This is a genomic window from Streptomyces endophyticus (assembly GCF_035798155.1).
Taxonomy (GTDB): Bacteria; Actinomycetota; Actinomycetes; order Streptomycetales; family Streptomycetaceae; genus Streptomyces; species Streptomyces endophyticus.
This window is the reverse complement of the sequence record NZ_JAOZYC010000122.1, coordinates 141,118-160,497: the sequence shown is the minus strand read 5'-3', so window position 1 is coordinate 160,497 and position 19,380 is coordinate 141,118. Positions and strand designations below refer to the sequence as shown.

The 19,380-nt window shown below is 68.3% G+C and carries 18 protein-coding genes and 1 pseudogene; 16 read left to right on the top strand and 3 right to left on the bottom strand.

Translation table 11 applies throughout. The features are described 5' to 3' along the window. The first annotated feature begins 3 nt into the window (after positions 1-3). Positions 4-411, top strand: a complete 408-nt coding sequence (locus tag OKJ99_RS19235) for a hypothetical protein (RefSeq protein ID WP_326017924.1) — start codon at positions 4-6, stop codon at positions 409-411. Positions 412-439: 28 nt separating this feature from the next. Here the strand turns inward: OKJ99_RS19235 and OKJ99_RS19230 are convergent, their stop codons facing one another. Both OKJ99_RS19230 and OKJ99_RS43765 read right to left on the bottom strand, forming a co-directional pair. Then, positions 440-841, bottom strand: a complete 402-nt coding sequence (locus tag OKJ99_RS19230) for a hypothetical protein (protein ID WP_326017922.1) — start codon at positions 839-841, stop codon at positions 440-442. Between the two features lie 137 nt (positions 842-978). Next, positions 979-3,576, bottom strand: a pseudogene (locus OKJ99_RS43765) (DUF6531 domain-containing protein); the annotation flags it as partial. Here OKJ99_RS43765 and OKJ99_RS19215 point away from each other — a divergent pair. From OKJ99_RS19215 to OKJ99_RS19190, 7 genes are all read left to right on the top strand, one after another. Beyond that, positions 3,542-4,249, top strand: a complete 708-nt coding sequence (locus OKJ99_RS19215; protein ID WP_326017921.1) for a N,N-dimethylformamidase beta subunit family domain-containing protein — start codon at positions 3,542-3,544, stop codon at positions 4,247-4,249. The pseudogene OKJ99_RS43765 and the gene OKJ99_RS19215 sit on opposite strands and share 35 nt — an antisense overlap. A gap of 2 nt (positions 4,250-4,251) precedes the next feature. After that, positions 4,252-5,085 carry a transketolase gene (locus OKJ99_RS19210; RefSeq protein ID WP_326017919.1) on the top strand — a complete coding sequence of 278 codons (834 nt, stop codon included), beginning with the start codon at positions 4,252-4,254 and terminating at the stop codon, positions 5,083-5,085. Next, positions 5,082-6,107, top strand: a complete 1,026-nt coding sequence (locus OKJ99_RS19205; RefSeq protein ID WP_326017918.1) for a transketolase family protein — start codon at positions 5,082-5,084, stop codon at positions 6,105-6,107. The genes OKJ99_RS19210 and OKJ99_RS19205 overlap by 4 nt, the downstream gene beginning before the upstream one ends. After that, the gene (locus OKJ99_RS19200; protein WP_326017917.1) at positions 6,104-7,336 is read left to right on the top strand and encodes an aminotransferase class III-fold pyridoxal phosphate-dependent enzyme; all 1,233 of its coding nucleotides are present in this window, start codon (positions 6,104-6,106) and stop codon (positions 7,334-7,336) included. The genes OKJ99_RS19205 and OKJ99_RS19200 overlap by 4 nt, the downstream gene beginning before the upstream one ends. Positions 7,337-8,182: 846 nt before the next feature. After that, entirely contained in the window at positions 8,183-8,716 is a 534-nt protein-coding gene (locus OKJ99_RS43760; RefSeq protein WP_407700719.1) for an Imm50 family immunity protein, read from the top strand. A gap of 37 nt (positions 8,717-8,753) precedes the next feature. Then, complete coding sequence (locus OKJ99_RS19195; RefSeq protein ID WP_326017915.1) at positions 8,754-9,113, top strand: Imm50 family immunity protein; 360 nt, start codon at positions 8,754-8,756, stop codon at positions 9,111-9,113. 555 nt (positions 9,114-9,668) lie between these two features. Next, positions 9,669-11,279, top strand: coding sequence for a DUF4041 domain-containing protein (locus OKJ99_RS19190; RefSeq protein ID WP_326017913.1), 1,611 nt, complete (start codon positions 9,669-9,671; stop codon positions 11,277-11,279). 128 nt (positions 11,280-11,407) lie between these two features. Here the strand turns inward: OKJ99_RS19190 and OKJ99_RS19185 are convergent, their stop codons facing one another. Further along, positions 11,408-11,698, bottom strand: a complete 291-nt coding sequence (locus OKJ99_RS19185) for a hypothetical protein (protein ID WP_326017911.1) — start codon at positions 11,696-11,698, stop codon at positions 11,408-11,410. Between the two features lie 391 nt (positions 11,699-12,089). Here OKJ99_RS19185 and OKJ99_RS19180 point away from each other — a divergent pair, with 391 nt between their 5' ends. From OKJ99_RS19180 to OKJ99_RS19145, 8 genes are all read left to right on the top strand, one after another. After that, positions 12,090-12,431: a type VII secretion target gene (locus OKJ99_RS19180; RefSeq protein WP_326017909.1), complete on the top strand. Its 342-nt coding sequence runs from the start codon at positions 12,090-12,092 to the stop codon at positions 12,429-12,431. 79 nt (positions 12,432-12,510) lie between these two features. After that, positions 12,511-12,954, top strand: a complete 444-nt coding sequence (locus OKJ99_RS19175; protein WP_326017908.1) for a hypothetical protein — start codon at positions 12,511-12,513, stop codon at positions 12,952-12,954. Continuing rightward, positions 12,878-13,834 (top strand): hypothetical protein, encoded by a 957-nt coding sequence (locus tag OKJ99_RS19170; protein ID WP_326017906.1) that lies wholly within the window; start codon positions 12,878-12,880, stop codon positions 13,832-13,834. Before OKJ99_RS19175 ends, OKJ99_RS19170 begins: the two co-directional genes overlap by 77 nt. Positions 13,835-13,892: 58 nt before the next feature. After that, complete coding sequence (locus OKJ99_RS19165) at positions 13,893-14,390, top strand: hypothetical protein (RefSeq protein ID WP_326017904.1); 498 nt, start codon at positions 13,893-13,895, stop codon at positions 14,388-14,390. Positions 14,391-14,449: 59 nt separating this feature from the next. Then, complete coding sequence (locus OKJ99_RS19160) at positions 14,450-14,962, top strand: hypothetical protein (RefSeq protein WP_326017902.1); 513 nt, start codon at positions 14,450-14,452, stop codon at positions 14,960-14,962. A 700-nt stretch (positions 14,963-15,662) separates the two neighbouring features. Further along, positions 15,663-16,238: a 2Fe-2S iron-sulfur cluster-binding protein gene (locus tag OKJ99_RS19155; protein ID WP_326017901.1), complete on the top strand. Its 576-nt coding sequence runs from the start codon at positions 15,663-15,665 to the stop codon at positions 16,236-16,238. Beyond that, positions 16,235-17,227 carry an FAD binding domain-containing protein gene (locus OKJ99_RS19150; RefSeq protein ID WP_326017900.1) on the top strand — a complete coding sequence of 331 codons (993 nt, stop codon included), beginning with the start codon at positions 16,235-16,237 and terminating at the stop codon, positions 17,225-17,227. The genes OKJ99_RS19155 and OKJ99_RS19150 overlap by 4 nt, the downstream gene beginning before the upstream one ends. Before the next feature lie 49 nt (positions 17,228-17,276). Then, positions 17,277-19,370: a xanthine dehydrogenase family protein molybdopterin-binding subunit gene (locus OKJ99_RS19145; RefSeq protein ID WP_326017898.1), complete on the top strand. Its 2,094-nt coding sequence runs from the start codon at positions 17,277-17,279 to the stop codon at positions 19,368-19,370. Positions 19,371-19,380 lie beyond the last annotated feature (10 nt).

Genomic DNA, 19,380 nt, shown 5'->3' with positions numbered 1-19,380 from the left:
AGCATGCAGGAGTTCCTGGAGCAGATCGAGATCCGCGAGGCCGCCGGCCGTGACCTCGCGGACCGGCTCCGCACTCAAATCGCCGAGCTCACCGCCCAACTCGCGGCCGCCGAACAGGCCCTGGAGCGGCTGAGAGTCACCCGGGAGACCATCCTGGACATCGCACCGGACGTTCCCGGCGGCCTCGCTCCGCTGCCCTCGCCCTACCGCCAGATCCTCGCCCTCTTCGAAGACACCGCGGCCGGGCTGCACTCCACCAAGGACGTCTGCCTCGCCCTGGGCACCGGCACCGAGCCCCGGCACGTCGAAGGCACCCGCGCCATACTGAAACGCCTGGTCAACCGCGGCATCCTCACCGAACCCGAGCCCGGCCTCTTCCAGCTGCCACAGCCAGACCCACCCCCGGACTGAGCGCGGCGAAAGCTCGCAGAACACCCACTTAGAGGTCCCCGCTGTCTCCTTCTGGGCCTCTGGTGTCACCACCGGGCGTTATCAACGCTGTGAGTCGCTGGATCAGGTTGTAGGCGTCCCTGGCGGCGAATCCGGTTCGAGTCCGGAATTCTGAATCGCCCAGATGGTGAAGCGTTGCTGTTGCTGCTGAAATGGTCTTGAGAAGTGCGTCTGGTTCGACTGTGAGAGCCTGGGGCGCAGTGGCGGCCGACGTCTTCTCGGCTTTGCGGATCTGGCGTACTTCATCGACGAGCGCGCGCACACCAGCGATCAACTGATCATCATTGATGACGTACGACGCTTGGACGATCTCCTTTATGGTGTGGAAGAAGATGCTTCCCTCGTCGGACGTGAGGTCCAGGGTCGGCCCGTCAAGGACGTCAATTTGCATCGGTGTCAGTTACTCCAAGTCTTCAAAGTACGTGTGCCCCTCCTGAGGAGTGAAGATTGTTCCTCCGTGTGGGCTTCCGGGGTCTTCAATGATGACGGCTCCAGTATCCGGGTCCCAATAGGCTGTTCTTCCGCTATTCAGGCCGTAGCGCGTCTCGACCCCGTCAACGTCCCCTTCCAGGACATCGGAGACGTAATTTGCCAGATCGTCTTGGGGGATGTTCTTGACGTGATGGTCCAGCGCACCATCGCTGAACCTCTCGTTTGCATGCTTCGCGATGCTGTTCGCCTCGGGCAGTGGATCTTCGCACTTGAGGCCCAAGGGGTCGATCCGCATGAGCGGATTGGCGACGTAAGCATGGTGGTTGACGGCCGGTTCCAGGCCAAGAGGGTCAGGGCTGAGGTAGCGAGGAGGCGGCGGGTGCGGTCGGCGCGGTGGAGTAGCGTGCCGGCCGTTTCGCGGGGGCCGTCGGAGTCCTCGGTCGCGGGGGTTGTGGCCGAGGCGATGTTGCCGGTCGCGTCGTAGGCGTACGACTCGCTCCAGTCGGCGGCGTGGACCGCGGTGACCCGGCCGGAGGAGGTGAGGTCGAAGCGGCGGGTGCCGGTGGCCGTGCCGGATTCGGTGATCTCGGTGAGGTAGCCGTCCGCGCGGTAGGTGTAACTGCGGTGCTGGAGTGGGTCGGTGTCCAGGTCGTGGGCGTGCAGGGTTTGGGTGCTGAGGTGGCCGGCGGCGTCGAAGGTCTGAAGGAAGAAGGCGTTGTCGTCGACGGTGCGGGTGATCTCGTTGCCTGCGGGGTCGTAGCCGAAGTCGAGGCGGTGGCCGGTCGAGGTGGAGAGTGTCTTAGGGCTGTTCCCGGCGCCGTAGGTCCAGGTGGAGACGTGGCCGCTCGGGGTGGTGCGGGAGGTGCGGCGACCGAGTGCGTCGTAGCCGTACGTCGTGGTGTGACCGTTGACCGTCTCGGACAGGGCGCGGCCGAGTGGGTCGTGCCTGTACGTGACAGCTGCGTCCGGGTTGGACATCGAGGTCAGATATCCGCCGGGTGCGTAGGTGAACGCGGTGCGGCGGCCATCGTCCGCGACCCGTGCGGTGGCGCGGCCGAAGGCGTCGCGCACGAACATCTCGGTCTCGCCCGCGCCGTTGGTGCGCGAAGCCAGACGGCTCGCCGTGTCGTGGGTGTAGGTGAGGGTGCGACCGTTGAAGTCGGTCTCGGCCTGGAGGCGTCCGGCCGCGTCGTAGGAGTAACTCCATTTCAATCCGGTCGGGTTGGTGACCTGAGTGAGGCGGAGCTCGGTGTCGTACGTGAATGTGAACTCGGCGCCGTCGGCATCGGTGCGCCCGGCCGGCAGGTCGAAGTGTGTGTAGGTGTGGTGGGTGGTGTGGCCTGCCGGGTTGGTGTGCGTGAGGAGGTTGCCCTCGCCGTCCCAGGTCCACGTACCGCGTGTGCCGTCGGGGTGCCGGCGCGACAGGGGTTTGCCTTCGACGGACCAGGTGGTGTGTGTGGTGCAGTCGCGGGCATCGGTGACGCTCACGGGGCGGCCGAACGTGTCGCGGGTGGCGGTCGTGGTGTGACCGTCCGCATCGGTGACCGTGAGGGGCAGGCCTGCCGCGTCGTTGGTGATGTGGCGCGTGTGGCCGAGCGTGTTGGTGACTGCGGTCAGGTGCCCGAGTGTGTCGTACGCGTAGGTGGTGGTCGCGCCCGTCGGGTCGGTGGCCGAGAGTCGATTGCCGTGGACGTCATAGGTGTAGCGCCAGGTGGCGCCGCCCGGCTGGGTGACCTGCACGGGTTGGTGCAGTGCGTTGTAACGGGCCGTCGCGCGGGTGTCGTCGGGCAGCAGCACCCCGGTGAGATTGCCGTCCGCGTCGCGCTCGTAGCGTGTGGTGTGCCCGAGCGGGTCGAACACCGCAGCGAGGTAGCGGCCGTCCGGCGTCCACTCCTGCGACGTCGCGTTGCCCAGCGGGTCGGTGGTCCGCAGCAGCTTGTTGCGCTCGTCGTACTCGTACAGCGTCGCGTGGCCGAGGGAGTCGGTGTAGGTGGTGCGGCGCTGGGCGGGTTCGTAGCGGAAGGCGCCGGACCACATGCCGTCCGGGCCGAGCGTGCGCAGGACGCGGCCGGTGTGGTCGTAGACGTAGGCGAACGTGGTGTCGTTGCGGTCGGTCCAGGACGTGACACGGTCGGCTTCGTCGTAGGTGAAGCGGAGCGCCTGACCGGAGGAGTTGGTGACTCCGGTGAGGTTGCCGAGTGCGTCGTACTCGTACGTGACGATCAGTGTGTCGGCCAGGCGCAGGGCGGTGATGCGCGGCAGCTCGGGGTGCGTTTCGACGGTGACGTGGTAGCCGCCGGAGTGGCGCAGCGCGATCGGGCGGCCGGTCTCGGTGTCGTAGTCCAGGTCGATGCGGCGCCCGGCGCGGTCCTCGATCGCCACCAACGGGTGGCCGGTGTGCGGGTGTTCGGCGAAGTGGAGGGTGCGGCCGGTGTACGGGTCGGTGACGTGGAAGTCACCCTCGTCGTCGCGGTGCAGGGGCCACTGCACGCCGTGCGTGGGGTAGGTGGTCTCGCCGATTTCGGGCAGCAGGTAGGCGAGCAGCATGCCGTCCGCCGCCGCGAACACGACTGTTTCTTCGTCGACTTCGAGGTGCTGGTCGAGGGTGGCGGCCCAGGAACGGCCGAACCAGCCGCCGGCTCCGTAGTTGGACAGGTGGGTGCGGGTGAGGGCGAGCGGGAGGGCGCCAGGGAGGCTGAGGTCAGCTCGTCACGCGAGTGTCCCGCAGGCGCTGGAGATCCGCCGCGGGCATGCCGGGGTCGCCACCTGGGTGTCCGCGCCGGGGGAGGAGCATCTCGCCGCCACCGGCGAGGCGGGCGGACTGTGGCGGATGCGGGGCCGCGCGCCGAACATCACGTTCGGGGTCGGTTTCACCGCGCAGGGGTTCGACAAGGCATCCGGCTACCGGCGCACCGACGCCGGCGCGGACCCGGCGGTCTCCTGGGCGTTCGACGGCATCGAGGCCCGCCCCGGCGACGTGTTCGGCGACGTCGGCCCGGGCCTCGGCGGAGCTGCCGGCGACGAACTGGACCGCGCGGACGTCGCCCTGGGCACTCCGGCCGATGCCTTCGTCCTCGCTTCCTCGACCGGCCACTCGCAAAAGATCGCTCTCGTCCCCGAGGAGATGGACCACGGCTACGCAGCTACGCCCCCTGGCATCCACCCGAAAGTCCGGTCCGACGTCGTGATCTTTCAACGCCCGGGCGGAGGCGCCGTGTTCGCCGTCGGTTCCATTGCCTGGTCGACCGCCATGAGCCACCAAGGCGGCGACAACGACACGGCGCGGCTCACCGGCAACGTTCTCGACCGGTTCCGTGACGCGGACGAACCGTTTCGCGACAGCCCTCCCGTACGCAGCAAGGAGTGACCATGGGCACCAGCGCGCCCCCGGACGTGGAACACCTCGCCAACCGTGCCCGGTTCATCAGGACCGAGACGGTACGGCTCACCCGCATCGCCGGAGCCGGCCACTACAGCGCAGTGTTCTCCTGCGCCGAGATTCTCGCCGCGCTCTACTACTCCGAGCTGCGCATCGATCCGAGCCGACCGGACTGGGCCGACCGCGACCGCTTCGTGATGAGCAAGGGCCACGCGGCCATCGGGCTCTACCCGGTGCTGGCCGACCGCGGCTACTTCTCGCCGTCCGAACTGGACACCTACACGCGTCTCGGCAGTCCCTTCGGCGACCACCCGGACATGAAGAAGATCGACGGCGTCGACTTCTCCTCCGGATCGCTCGGACACGGACTCTCCGTCGGTGTAGGCATGACGCTCTCAGGAAAGCCCGCCGGCCGCGACTACCGCACCTGGTGCCTGCTCGGCGACGGCGAACTGGCCGAGGGCCAGATCTGGGAAGCGGCGATGTCGGCCTCCCACTACGGTCTGGGCAACCTCGTCGCCGTCGTCGACGCCAACCAACTGGGCATCGACGGCTTCGTCAGCGACGTCATGGCCACCGAACCCATCGACCGGCGTTTCGCGGCGTTCGGCTGGGACGTGCACCGCGTCGACGGACACGACCTCCAGGCTCTCCTCGACGTGTTCGCCGCCGTGCCGGCCCGTGGCGGCGACCGCCCGCAAGTGATCGTCGCCGACACGGTCAAGGGCAAGGGCGTTGCACGCATGGAACTGAGCCCTGACTGGCACGTCGGCAACCTGGCCGGCGCCGACTACGACGACGTCATGAAGGAGCTGACCCGTTGACCACGCAAGACCAGTCCGAGATCTTCAACGGCACCGCCTCGGTCGCCTTCAAGGACGCACGTTCCATCGACGGCACGGACACGCGAGCCGTCCCCGCCTTCGTCCTCGGCGAGGAACTGGCAGCGCTCGCCGAGGACGACCCGAGGATCGTCGTGCTCACCGCGGACCTCGGGCGTTCCAACCGAGCCCTGGACTTCGCCGCTCGATGGCCCGACCGCTTCTTCAACGTCGGCATCGCCGAGAAGAACATGATTACTACGGCCGCGGGCATGGCCGCCGCCGGCAACATCCCGTTCGCGGCCACCTTCGGCTCGTTCGCCGCCCTGCTGTGCGCCGAGCAGATCCGCACCGACTGCGCCTACCCGGACCTGCCCGTACGCGTGGTCGGACACCACTCGGGCATGTCCATGGGCTTCTACGGCACGAGCCACCACAGTCTGGAAGACATCGGCATGATGCGCACCATCGCCGACCTCACCGTGGTGAGCGCCACCGACGCCAACCACCTGCGCGCCCTGCTCAGGCTGTCACTCGACCACCCGCACGCGATGTACCTGCGCCTGGGCCGGGGCCGTGACCCCGAGGTCTACGACCGGGTCCCCGAGCTCACGCTCGGCCGGGCACACACCCTCCGGGACGGAAACCACCTGACGATCATTGCCACCGGATCCGAGGTGCACCCCGCACTCGATGCCGCACGACTCCTGGCCGAACGAGGCGTCGAGGCCCGCGTGGTGGACATGTGGACCATCGCGCCCCTCGACCGGGAAGCCGTCCTCGCGGCCGCGCGGGAGACCGGAGCGGTCCTGACCGTCGAGGAGGCCAACATCACCGGCGGTCTCGGCAGCGCCGTCGCGGAGGTACTCGCCGACACCGGCATCAGCACGGCGTTCCGCAGGCACGGCGTACCGGACGAGCACGTTCCTGTCGGACCGCCGGCCGGCCTCTACGCCCACTACCGCCTCGACGCCGATGGGATCGCCGCGGTCGCCGAGGAACTCCTGGAAGGAAGCCCGCGATGACCACCGCGCCCACCACCGTGCTCGGAGACCGGGAACTCGCTCTGCGCGAGCGCGCCCGACACGTCATTCCCGGTGGAATGTACGGCCACATGAACGTGGCCGCGTTCAGCACCGCCCACCCCCAGTTCATGGTCTCCGGCGACGGCTGCCGCGTCACCGACGCCGACGGCCACGAGTACCTCGACCTCATGTGCGGCTGGGGCCCCGTCGTCCTCGGGCACCGGCACCGCGGCGTCAACACGGCGATCCTCGACCAACTGCAACGCGGCGACTGCCTGGACGGCACCAGCCCGCTCGCCGTCGACTACGCCGAACTCCTCGTCGACACCGTCCCCTCGGCGGACTGGGCCATGTTCTGCAAGAACGGAACCGACGCCACCACCACCTGTGTCACCACGGCCCGTGCCGCCACCGGGAAGCGCAAGGTCCTGGTCGCGAACGGCGCCTACCACGGTGCGGTCCCCTGGTGTTCGCTGCGGGGAGCGGGCGTCACCGGTGAGGACCAGGCACACCTGGTCCACTACGAATACAACGACCTGGCCTCCGCCGAACAGGCCGCGGCGGAGGCGGGCGACGACCTGGCCGCCATCCTGGTCTGCCCGATGCGACACGACGTGCGCCGCGACCAGGAACTGGTCGACCCGGCCTTCGCCCGGGGCCTGCGCGCTCTGGCGGACCGCACGGGCGCCGCGCTCATCCTCGACGACGTCCGCTGCGGACACCGCCTCGACCTGCGCGGGAGCTGGGAACCGCTCGGCGTCCGCCCCGACCTGACCGCCTGGTCCAAGGCACTCGCCAACGGACAACCGCTCGGCGCCGTCACCGGCACCGACGCGTTGCGCGACGCCGCCCGCTCGATCTACGTCACCGGATCCTTCTGGTACGCCGCCGTCCCGCTGGCCGCGGGCCTGGCCACCCTCCGCGAACTGCGCAAGGGGCAGGCCCTCCCGGACATGCTGCGCACCGGCACCCGCCTACGTGAAGGCCTCGCCGCGCAGGCGACGGCGCACGGCTACGGAATCCGCCAGACCGGCCCCGTTCAGATGCCGGTGCTGTACTTCGACGGCGACGACGACCTGAGCGTGGGCACCGCATGGGCCGAGGCGGCGGCGAAGCGCGGCGTGTACCTGCACCCCTGGCACAACTGGTTCCTCTCGGCCGCGCACACCGATGCCGACATCGACGAGATCCTGGAACGCACTGACGGCGCCTTCACGGACCTGCGTTGAGCTGGGTGGTGACGAGCTGTCAGGCTGGCTCGGCACGCCCCGAGCCCCACTACTTGCTTGGTCAAGCAGGGTGCGGGACTCGGGGCTCGTCGAAAGCTAGGGGGGATACGTGCATCCTGATTCGCCGTCAGTCGGGCGAACTGCTTGTTCCAGCGCACCTGTTCACGGTGGAGGGCGGGCCGTGACAGGCGTCCGACGTCGGAGTGGCAGGCCGCGATGACCTGCGCGAGGACGAGAGAAGTCTCCGCGTCGCATGCGGGATCACCAGGATGGTTGTGGGGGATGCCGTACCACTCGGCGACAGACTCAAGGGCCGCCCGCCCGCCGGGGCGGAAGGGCTCGGCGTGCCGGTGCAGGACGAGTGGGGCGCAGATCGGTGGCAGACCGCCCGGCAGGCGATCGGACAGGGGAGCGAGGTCGTGTCTGATCAACTCTGTCTCCAGGACGGTCAGTACGAACGAGGCGTTCCAGATCGCAGACGTATACGGGCGCCTGGTCGTCCCGAGGTGCGACAACTCCCATGGCAATACCCTCCTGGCCTGGGAGTTGGATTGCCTCGTGCGTGAGGCGGCCTTGGATGCTGTGCGGCAGCCCCTGCCGCCGCCCGGGGCGGTCGACAGGTTGGAGTGGCGCAGGTTATGAAGGCTGGTGCGGGGCAGTTCGAGTTCGGCGGTGCGCTGGCGCAGCTGGAAAGCGACGACCCCGGAGTGGCAAGGCGGGAAAGGCCCTCCGGATGAGAACTTCCGGCCGGATCCGCCACACAGAAGTATCCTGGTCGCCAGGAACTCAGAACGCCAGACCATCAACCCGCACACGTGCAAGTGTGACCGTTCGGCGAAACCCGCAATGGACAAGTCCCCGGAGCTGAAGAGCACTACTGCTATGACCGTGCAACTAATTCCAGTAGACCCTGATCCGCTACGTCGCCTCTATGGAAGACTTCCGCGGCTCGATGAATTTCGACTCCGCTCGATCAATGTCGACTTGTGGGGGCCGTCACTCAAACTTCGTGTCGACCTCTCAGAGTTTCCTGAAAAGCCCCCTGAGGACTGGGTGGCGAATGGCTGCGATGTGGTGCAGTGTCACATTCGGTTCTCGGCGGTCGAAAAACTCAGCTTGCAAGACTGGACCCCGCCGACGCGAGCCCGTCTCAACGCTGCATCTGCGGAGGTTCCTTGGATGCTTGACGTGTCAGTGCGTGGCGCTGGGGTCTCGCTCGACTTCAGGGGTCACGAATCTGTGGATATTAGTCACATCAGTGCGTTTCGTGTCGAGTCCGATGGATCCGATGAAGTCCCCCACAGGTTCCTGGGGAGGGTCGACACGCGCCTCTTTGCGACTGTTCCTCGCCCTTACGAAAAGATCTTCTATGCGCGCTGACGGTTGGGTCCGGTTCCTCTCCGAACCGTCCGCCATCATGGACCTGTACGACTCCCCGCCAGAACTGAATCGCTGCGGTCTTTACTACGTCCACATCGACGAGCGTGCATGCTCCGTGACGCTGGGATTCGAGACCTCACATCTCCCAGCACGTCCACACCTTGAATGGCAGACCAAGGACTTCAATACCTTCCAGTTCTACTTGCAGTTCGATGCAGCGTCGCAGCTTCGTGTCACAGGGTGGAACGCACCGGCACAGAAGACCGTACTGATGTCCGGTGGTAACGATGGAAGGCTGAGATTTTCTGCGCGTGGACCCGGGTCGCTTCTCGAATTCACGGCTGGTCAGGTAGAGGTCACCCGCACGCATACCTACCTCGCCTCTGCTGCACCCTGACCGCGATGCGCTATGAGGGCGCTGCAACTTCTGGCGAGCGCGTCGAAATCTAAGCCTTGGGTGTGTATTGCCGTGAACAACCGTGAAAACGCTTCGGGATAGTTTCAACGGCGCACTGGAGCTTCCAAGGGGGAGCCGGGAGCGACCGCTGGGGGCAAGGGGTCGCAGGTTCAAATCCTGTCGTCCCGACAGAGACGTCGGCTTGTTTGTGCAGCGGTGTGGGCGGTGGCGTTGTGCCGCAACGGCAAGCGACTTGTCGTCGTGCCCGGAAAGCCTGCCCGGACCGCGATTCGGAGGCTCGGGTGCGGGCCTCGCGCGGTCACGGGCCTTGCCGGTGCTCGGGGCGCGGGCAGAGAATGGCGCGACGCAAGGTGCTCCATGGGGCGGGGCAAGCCCCGCGCCGATGTGACGTAGAGGGCGCGCCCGGGAGGGCGAAGGTCCCGTCCCGTGGGTTGCCTTCGCCTCAAGCCATTGGCCGGCCTTCCCGGCATCGTGGACAGGTCGGTCATCTTGTTCGCCCATGTCCACCAGTTGTGTTGCAGGAGCCGCTTGACCATGGCCTACCGGTTCAATCCTCCGCCCTCCTGGCCCCGACCGCCCGAGGGCTGGACACCTCCTCCTGGCTGGCAGCCGGATCCGGCGTGGCCCATACCGCCGGGATGGCAGCTCTGGGTACCAGAAGGCCCGACGGCACAGCCGAGCGAGCCCGCTCCCCGTGCCCCTCAGCAGTCCCCCTACGGCGACGCGGCCGATTCTGCGACCGGCGGGGGAGGGCTGTTCGGGCGGCGTCGCAAGCAGGCGGAGGCCGAAGCGGTACGCCGTGCCGAGCAGTTGGCGCAGGCAGACAGCCAGATCCGGGCGCTGCAGGAGGACAAACGTCACCTGACCGAGCAACTGGGCCGGGTCATGGGGGCCGACGCCACGCAGATCGCCGCTGAGCAGCAGCGGCTCCAGCGAGTGCACGAGGAGAAGACCCGGGAGATCGAGCGCATCGACGCCCTCTTGGACGCCAAGGTGGAACACGCGGCCGAGCGGGCCGCCCAGTCCCTTGTGGACGTACGCCGACGGGCCGACGCCCTGGCCGGGCAGGCGGCGCAAGCGGAACAGCGGGTGGCGGAGGCGCAGCGGCAGCTTGTGGTCACCGACGAGATGCAGATGCTCCAGGAAGCGGGCATCTACGAATATCGCCATCCCCTGGCGGACGCGGTCGCGTACAAGAACCGTCTGGACTCCCTCAAGGCGCACCACAAGCAGCTGGCCAGGGACAACCGAGCTGCGCTCGCGGCACATGACTGGACGGTCAACGGCTCCGTCGCGCAGGGCCGCAAGATGGTCCGCGACTTCTCGAAGCTGATGTTGCGCGCTTACAACGCGGAGGCGGACAACGCGGTGCGCGGAATGAAGCCGCACCGCCTGAGTTCCCTGATCGATCGGCTGAACAAGACCCGCGACACGATCGCCAGGCTCGGCGCCACGATGCAGATTCGCATCAGCGACGAGTACCACCGGCTCCGGGTCGAGGAGCTGGAGCTCACGGCGGACTACGTCACGAGGAAGGAGATCGAGAAGGAGGAGCAACGCGAACTGCGCGCGCAGCAGCGTGAGGAAGAGCGGTTGCAGCGCGAGTTGGAGCGCGAGCGCCAGCGCCTGGAGAAGGAGCGCAGTCATTACGAGAGCGCGCTGCGTCGGCTGCGTGCGGGAACGGCCGATCCAGCCGCCATGGCCGAACTTGAGGAGAAGCTGGAGGAGCTGGGGAGCCAGCTCGACGCCGTCGACGCGCGCGAGGCCAACATCCGTGCCGGGTACGTCTACGTCATCTCCAACCTCGGTGCGTTCGGCGAGCGCATGGTCAAGATCGGTCTGACGCGGCGCCTGGACCCGATGGACCGGGTCAACGAACTCGGCGACGCCTCCGTCCCCTTCCGGTTCGACGTCCATGCCCTCATCTTCAGCGAGGACGCCGTCGGACTCGAACGCCGTCTGCACCAGGAGTTCGAGTCGCGCCGAGTCAACCGGGTCAACCGACGTCGTGAGTTCTTCTACGTCGCTCCGGTCGAGGTGCGCGATGCTCTCCAGCGGTTCGCCGGAGAGCATCTGCTGGAGTTCCAGGACACGGCCGAGGCCCCGGAGTGGCGGGCGAGTCAGGCCGGTGGCGGAGCGAGCTGACAAGTGGGGGCTGGGCCAGCACATTTCGGCGATCCAGTGGGTGATCGTGGTGCCGCCGCTTCCGCCGCTTCCGCCGCTTCCGCCGCTTCCGCCGCCTTCCGAGTGCGGATCCGACCCCGGTGGTCCTGTCAGACAGCGGGGACTTTGCTTGTAGGAGCCAGGTCGGCCTTGCGGATGGCGAGAGCGAGGGCGCCGAGTCCGCCGCCGGCTGCCGCGGTGAGGAGGGCCAGCCCGGCACCGGTCTGCTGTGCCAGTGCCCCTGCCACCAGGGTCCCAGCGGTGATTCCGAGCTCTTCTCCTGCGACCAACCACATCATCGAGGCGACTGCTGCCTGGCGTGGTGTATGGGCGTCCAGCAGCGCGAACAGGCAGATCGTCAGGGGCGCCAACGCGGCGCCTGCACTGATGAGAAGGATCACCAGGAGAGACGGTGCCGTGGCAGCGGCCAGGGGAGCCAGCGCGAGGGCGAGCCAGGCGAAAGCGGTGAGACAGCCCTTGGTCGGATTGCCCGCGCCGGGGCGGGCGCCGAATCGTGCACCGGCAAGGGCACTACCCAGGGCCAGACAGGCGAACAGCCATCCCGCGTCCGTCGCCGGCCTCAGTCACTCCATCGAGTGTCGATGCCGTTCCTATAGCGGGGGCGACCTCCTTGGCCTTGCAGGCGTCCTCGCTGGCCACCGTCCGGGGCGTGGGAACCCATGCCGCGGACGACGTCACGCTGGTGCTCTACACTCCCTTGAGCCGACGTGAGATGGCGAAATACATGCGCCTCTTGTCCTGAAAGGGGCGTCGCGGGCATGGGGGAGATATATGGCGGTTGGGACGGAAGTCGAGATTCCCGCTGCACTCAACCGCGCTGGCAGCGGTGCCCGTGAGATCGCGGGGTCGGCCCGGACCGTGGGCGCGCATCCGGTGGGCGAGACGCACTCCGCTTCGCGGAACTTCGACGCAGGTAACTGGGAGGGCGGGCTGGGAACGGCTCTGTCCGCCCTGACGGAGACCTGGTCGGCTCAGGTGTCGGCGCTTGTAGCCGACTGCAACAGCCTCGCGGGCCGGTGCACAGAAACTGGCACGTTGTACCAGCGAACCGAGGCCACGAACACGAGAATCATGACTTCCTCACTGCCGAGCGAGCCTTCGCCGTTCGGATAAGCGAGAGGGCGGCCGTAGGGCCAGAAGTCTCACGACACCCTAAGAAGAATCCAGAAGTCATAGGGGATACGCCGAGTTCATGCCGACATACGATCAGCTGTTCCACCTTGACCTCGGCAATCTCAAAGCAGCGGCTGAACGCTGGGAGGAGACCGCCGCCAAGTTCAAGGGGCTGCACACCGCGTACGAGGAGCAGGTGTCCGCCCCGTTCAGGCAGGCCGGCTGGTCCCAGCCCATGGTGACGGCGGCGAAGGCCAGCAATGACGTACGCGCTGCCCAGCAGCAGTTCGAGCGTGCCCACACAGAGGCGAAAGGCATTGCTGGGGTCCTCCTTTCGCTGCACGCCGACCTGAAGAAGGCCAAGGATGACCTTCATCATCTGGCTGATGTCGAAGCCAAGGAACGAAACCTCTACGTCAGCGTCACCGGCGTCGTTACTCCGCGCGATGACCTGTCCCAAGACGCGGGTGCCCCACGACCCGGACGGCCAGGCCGCGATTCGCGAACAGCAGGAAGCCTGTGAGGCGTTCGCCTCCGGCATCAAGCGCGTCCTGAAGCGTGCTGCCGAGGCCGACGAGGTCGCCTGCTGGGCGTTGCGGCGCGATCTTGGAGGTAGCCGAAGCGGCTTCAACGCCAACGTCGTCACCTCTCTCGATGACGCCGGGGCCAAGCGTGCGGCCGAGCGGAAGAAGAGTGGCCATACGAAGAAGGATGGTTGGGTTGCTGACGGCGACTCCGACACCTCTGGGCTCGGCGCCGACGCCTCAGCCAAAGGCCCGGACACAGGTGCGGGCAAGCTCGCTGAGGCCGAGGCCCACGCCGATCTCGGCCGCGCCACATCGGAGGGCTCACTCACCAACGGCTCCATGAAACTCCAGGGAGCGGCCGAAGCCTACGTGGGCGCCAAGGTCTCCGCGGGCGGTGGAATCACGCACGAGGGCATCAAGGGGGAGGCTGGCGCCTTCGTAGGCGGTGAAGCCTCCGCCAACGGCCGGGCAGACGCCGGTCCTGTCGGGGTGTATGGGAGAGCGGAAGCGAAGGCAGGTGCCGAAGCCGGGGCAAGCGCCGGGGTAGGGCTCGATGGCGTGCATGCTGGTGGGGAAGCTTTCGCGGGAGCGAAGGCCGGTGCCGCGGGCGGGGCGGACCTTGGCGGCATCGGGGCAGGAGCGACGGCGGAGGGCTGGGCAGGCGTCGGAGCTGCAGCTGATGCGACCCTGGGCAAGGGCGAAGACGGCAAGTGGCACATCGGTACCACGGTGGGTGTTGCCGTTGGGCTCGGTGGCGAGGTCGGCTTCGAAGCCACTATTGACCCGGGGAAGATCGTTGACACCGCGAGCGACGCCGCGGATGTCGTGGGCGATACGGCTGGGGCGATCGGAGATGCGGTCGGCAGCGTGTTCTGATGAACACTTCCGCCCAGCCCCTGAAGCAGGTATTCCGTCCCCGTGAGGAGGGCCCTCTATGGCCAGCACCCTGCCCGTTCCGATCGAGTTCGAGCTGCCGGACGGATGGCACGCTGCACCACCGGATGACGTTGGTGCAGCGGACGCTGCCTTCGTCGCGCTGTATCCGCACGCGGACAGCGGATTCACCGCGAACATCACGATCGATGGCGAATACCGCCCGGATGAGTCGACGCTGTCGGAGATCGCTCATGAGTCGGTGGAGCGTCTGCGCCAGGCTGCTACGACGGTCGTGGTCACCGGAGACCGTGAGCTGGGTTCTGCGGAGGCACCAGGTTTCACACAGACACTGGCGGTGTCCGCCAACGTTGGCGGAGCCCCTCGCGAACTCCTCCAATCCCAGGTGTACCTGGCCATGCTGGATGATGACGATCCGCGTAAGCGGGCGGTGGTCCGCCTGGTGTTGACGGCTACAGCGTCGCAACACCCCGCTGTTCTCGACGACTTCCGGGACTTCGTGCGCACCGTTCGTCCGGACTCTGCTGCCACTTCGTAGATCAGCCGCGACAGCAGCTGATCTTGCACCGCCAATCCGACGCCTCAAAGGTTGACTTCATGGGACTCTTCGACAAGCTGACCGGAACCAAGCGCCCCGCCGAGGGAGTGGCTCCACGATCCGCCACCGAGGTGCACGAAGCTCTGCTCGGTCTGAACCGCCTCGACGTCCCGTATGTCATCCGGAACGGCCGTGATGAGGGTGCGGATTTGGTCGCGGAGTGGCGTATCACGGACCCGGCCTGGCAGACGTTCTTCGTGCGTACCGAGGTGAGCCGAGTCTTTCAGGTGCGCATGCGGTTGGTGCCGGAGAAGAGTGAAGTGCGTTCCCTCGACCAGCAGTACGAGGTTGCATGGGCCGGCGGTGTCCCCACGCTGGCGCTCTCGGCCGAGAGCCAGCGTGGCCAGGTGCAGACGACTTCGAAGCGCTGGACGCTGGGCGGGGGTGCGGACGGTGGTCTCGAGGCGACTGAGACGTTCAGTTTTGACACTTCCGACTTGAAGGATCCTCTGCAGAAGATTGTGCTGGGCGCGGGTTGGACATGGCGGGGAGTCATCACGGGCAAGCTTTGAGACCGTACTGCTGTCAGTGTTCGCCAACAGTGCTCTGCGTGGCGCAGTGGCGCGCAGTACTCGCAATACTGGCCGACCGCCCGGGGGTGCATCGGAGTGATGCAGGACTCGGTGGTCCGCTGAAGGTGCGTACCGAATCCAGTAGCCAGGAACTTCTGTCGAGAGCGTCGAACTCTCTGGGCTTGGGTGTGTAGTTCCGTGAACGTCCGTGTAGTCGCTGCGGGCAGGTTTCAACGTCGCACTGGAGCTGACATGGGAGAAGGCGGGAGCGCTGGGGGTCAAGGGGTTTGCAGGTTCAAATCCTGTCGTCCCGACAAGTTCGAACGATCGAACGTCGCAGGTGAAGGGCCGTTTTCGAACGGCCCTTTTTCTGTTGCTCCCCACTCGGGCCGATGCACCTATTCGACTCCTTGCGCTCACGTTCACATCCGAGCCCGGTTTGTTACCCCCAGCTCCCCGTCCCATGGGTGGCCAGCGCCCTGATCGACAACGGCACAGACGTCGGCCTGCCGTACGAGGGCGCGGCAACGGACCCGGAAGAGTTCGAGGTGTCTTGAAGGCGAGGGTCCGCCGGGGCGGCCGGGGGGCCCACGCACGGCGCGTCCTCCGCGTGCCGGAGTGTGTGTTCTGGCCCAGGCTGGATACGCGGGGTCGTGGACCAGGCCGCGTTTCGGACGTCGGACGAGGGAGCAGAGCGCCCATGGCAACCGGTGCCTTCCACTCGGCAGTGTCGCTGACCGTGAACGGCAAGGGCTGCGATCTCACGGTCGACCACCGCGCCACATTGCTGGACGCCCTGCGCGAGCGGTTGGATCTGACCGGCGCGAAGAAGGGGTGCGATCACGGTCAGTGCGGCGCCTGCACCGTGCTCGTCAATGGGCGCCGCGCCAACAGCTGCCTGCTGCTGGCCGTGGCCCACGAGGGATGCGACATCACCACGGTCGAAGGTCTGCGTGCCGACGACGGTGGTGATGGCCCAGACGGCGAGGGCGTGGGCGACGACCGTGAAGGTCACCTGCACCCGCTCCAGCGCGCCTTCCTCGCCCGGGACGCCTTCCAATGCGGCTACTGCACGCCCGGCCAGCTCTGCTCGGCCGTCGGTGCCATCGCCGAGGCCGAGGCGGGCCACCCCTCGTACGTGACGGATCCGGGCGCGGAGCCGGGCGATCCCGTCGCGCTGAGCAGGGACGAGATCCGCGAGCGGCTCAGTGGCAATCTGTGCCGCTGCGGCGCTTATCCGCACATCGTCGAGGCCGTCGAGGACGTGACCCGATGAAAGCCTTCCAGTACGTACGGGCCCACAGCGTCGACGAGGCGACCGCGGCCCACGCGAGTCACCCCGGCTCCCGCTACCTGGGCGGTGGCACCAACCTCGTCGACCTGATGAAGCTGGGCGTGGAGACGCCCGGAACGCTGGTCGACGTCAGCGGGCTTCCGCTGGACGCGGTCGAGGAGCTCGCCGATGGATCCGTGCGCGTCGGAGCGACCGTCCGCAACAGCGACCTCGCCGCCCACCCCACGGTGCGCGCCCGCTATCCCGTGCTGTCGCAGGCACTGCTCGCGGGGGCCTCCGGGCAGCTGCGCAACATCGCGACGACCGGCGGCAACCTCCTTCAGCGCACCCGCTGCCCCTACTTCCAGGACCTGGGCAAACCCTGCAACAAACGCGAGCCCGGCACCGGCTGCGGGGCGCGCGACGGCGTCCACCGCGACCACGCGGTCCTGGGGCACTCGCCGCAGTGCATCGCCACCCACCCCTCGGACATGGCGGTCGCGCTCGCCGCACTCGACGCCCAGGTGGAGCTGCATGGCGCGGCAGGTCGGCGCACGGTGCCCGCGGCCGAGTTCCACCGGCTGCCCGGTGACCGTCCGGACCTGGACACAGAGATAGCGCCCGGGGAACTCGTCACCGGCGTTCTGCTCCCGGCCGCCACCGCCGGGCTGCCTTCCGCCTACCGCAAGGCGCGCGACCGCGCCTCGTACGCCTTCGCGCTCGCCTCGGTGGCCGTCGCCCTGAGGGTGGAGGACGCCGTGGTGCGCGAGGTCCGCATCGCGTTCGGCGGCCTGGCGCACCGCCCCTGGCGGGCCCTGCGCGCCGAGCAGGCACTGACGGGCGAGGCCGCGGACGACGAGGCGTTCGAGAGGGCCGTCGACGCGGAACTCGCGGCCGCCGAACCGTTGCGCGACAACGCGTTCAAGGTGCGCCTCGCCCGCAATCTGGCGTGCGACATGCTGCGCCGCCTGACGCCGCCCGCACGTTCCTGACCGACACCCCAGGCAGCCTCACCACCCGTGCTCTCCAGGGAGAAGAATCATGCCGGACACCACCAGCGCTCTCGGGTCGCCTGCCGCGCGCAGGGAAGGCCCGGCCAAGGTGACCGGGGCCGCCCGTTACGCGGCCGAACACACCCCCGAGGGGTGCGCCTACGCCTGGCCGGTGCCGGCCGGTGTGGCACGGGGTGAGGTCACCGCCGTGGATGACACGGCGGCGCGGGCACTGCCCGGTGTCGTCACGGTCCTCACCCACCTCAACGCGCCGCGCCTGGCCGAACCGGACGACCCGACGCTCGGGGTGCTCCAGAACACCCGGGTCCCGCACCGCGGCTGGTACGTCGCCCTCGTCGTCGCCGACAGCCTGGAGACGGCACGCGAAGGAGCCGCCGCCGTCCGTGTCACCTACGCCGAGGAACCCCACGACGTCACCCTGACCGCCGACCACTCCGACGCCTACGTTCCCGAGGACTCCGACGGCACCTCGGGCGAGCACGTACGCGGCGACGCCGACGCCGCGTACGCCCGCGCGGACGCCCGGGTCGACGTCACCTACCGGGTGCCGCCGCTGCACAACCACCCGATGGAACCGCACGCGGCAACCGCCCACTGGGAGGACGGCCGGCTCACCGTGTACGACTCCAGCCAGGGCGCCGGCACGGTGCGCGACGTCCTGGCCGGCCTGTTCGAGCTGTCGAAGGACCAGGTGACGGTCGTCTCCGAACACGTCGGCGGTGGCTTCGGCTCCAAGGGCACACCACGGCCGCACGTGGTGCTCGCCGCCATGGCTTCCCGCGTGACCGGGCGGCCGGTCAAACTCGTCCTGCACCGGCGGGAGTTGGCGGCCGTCGTCGGCCACCGCTCGCCGACCGTGCAACGGGTACGGCTCGCGGCGGAGGCCGACGGCACACTCACCTCCGTGGTTCACGAGGTGACCTCGCACACCTCCCGCATCAAGGAGTTCGTCGAGACGGCGGCCGCCGCCACCCGCGTCATGTACCCCTCGCCGCACGGCCGCACCACCCACCGGGTGGTCCCGCTCGACGTGCCCAGCCCTTCCTGGATGCGCGCACCGGGGGAGACGCCGGGCATGTACGCCCTGGAGTCGGCGATGGACGAACTCGCGGAAACCCTCGGCATCGACCCCGTCGAACTGCGGCTGCGCAACGACACCCAGCGCGAACCCGACAGCTCCCGCCCCTTCAGCAGCCGCCACCTCGCCGAATGCCTGCGCGAGGGAGCCCGCCGCTTCGACTGGTCCGCACGTGACCCGCGCCCCCGCTCGCGCGCCGAGGGACCCGTCATGGTCGGCTCCGGCGTGGCCGCGGCGACGTACCCCGTGATCGTGGCGCCGTCGCGCGCGAGCGCCCACGCCGCTGCGGACGGCAGCTTCGTCGTCCGGGTCAACGCCACCGACATCGGGACCGGCGCGCGTACCGTCCTGGCCCAGGTCGCCGCCGACGCGCTCGGTGTCCCGTTGGACCGCGTGCGCACCGAAGTCGGCAACAGCGACCTCCCCGCCGCCTCACTCGCGGGCGGCTCCTCCGGCACGGCCTCCTGGGGCTGGGCCGTCCACGAGGCCTGTACGCGACTGGCGGCGGACCTCGCCGACCGCAAGGGGCGGATCCCCTCTTCCGGGCTCGTTGCCACGGCCGACACGGCGGGCCGCGCCGACGCCGACAGCGCCTACGCGCGACACGCCTTCGGCGCACACTTCGCCGAGGTCGGTGTCGACACGGTGACCGGCGAGGTCCGCGTGCGGCGCCTGCTCGGTGTCTACGCGGCGGGCCGCATCCTCAACTCCCGTACCGCACGCTCCCAGTTCATCGGCGGGATGACGATGGGCCTGGGGATGGCCCTCACCGAGGGCAGCACGCTTGACCCCGCCTTCGGTGACTTCGTGGAACGCGACCTCGCCGGCTACCACGTACCGGCGCACGCGGACGTGCCCGCGATCGAGGCGCACTGGATCGACGAGGACGACCCCCACCTCAACCCCATGGGCAGCAAGGGCATCGGCGAGATCGGCATCGTCGGAACGGCCGCCGCCATCGGCAACGCCGTGCACCACGCGACCGGCGCCCGGCAGCGTGAACTGCCGATCACGCCGGACCGGGTGCTGGTGGGCGGCGGTTGAGGGCGGCGGC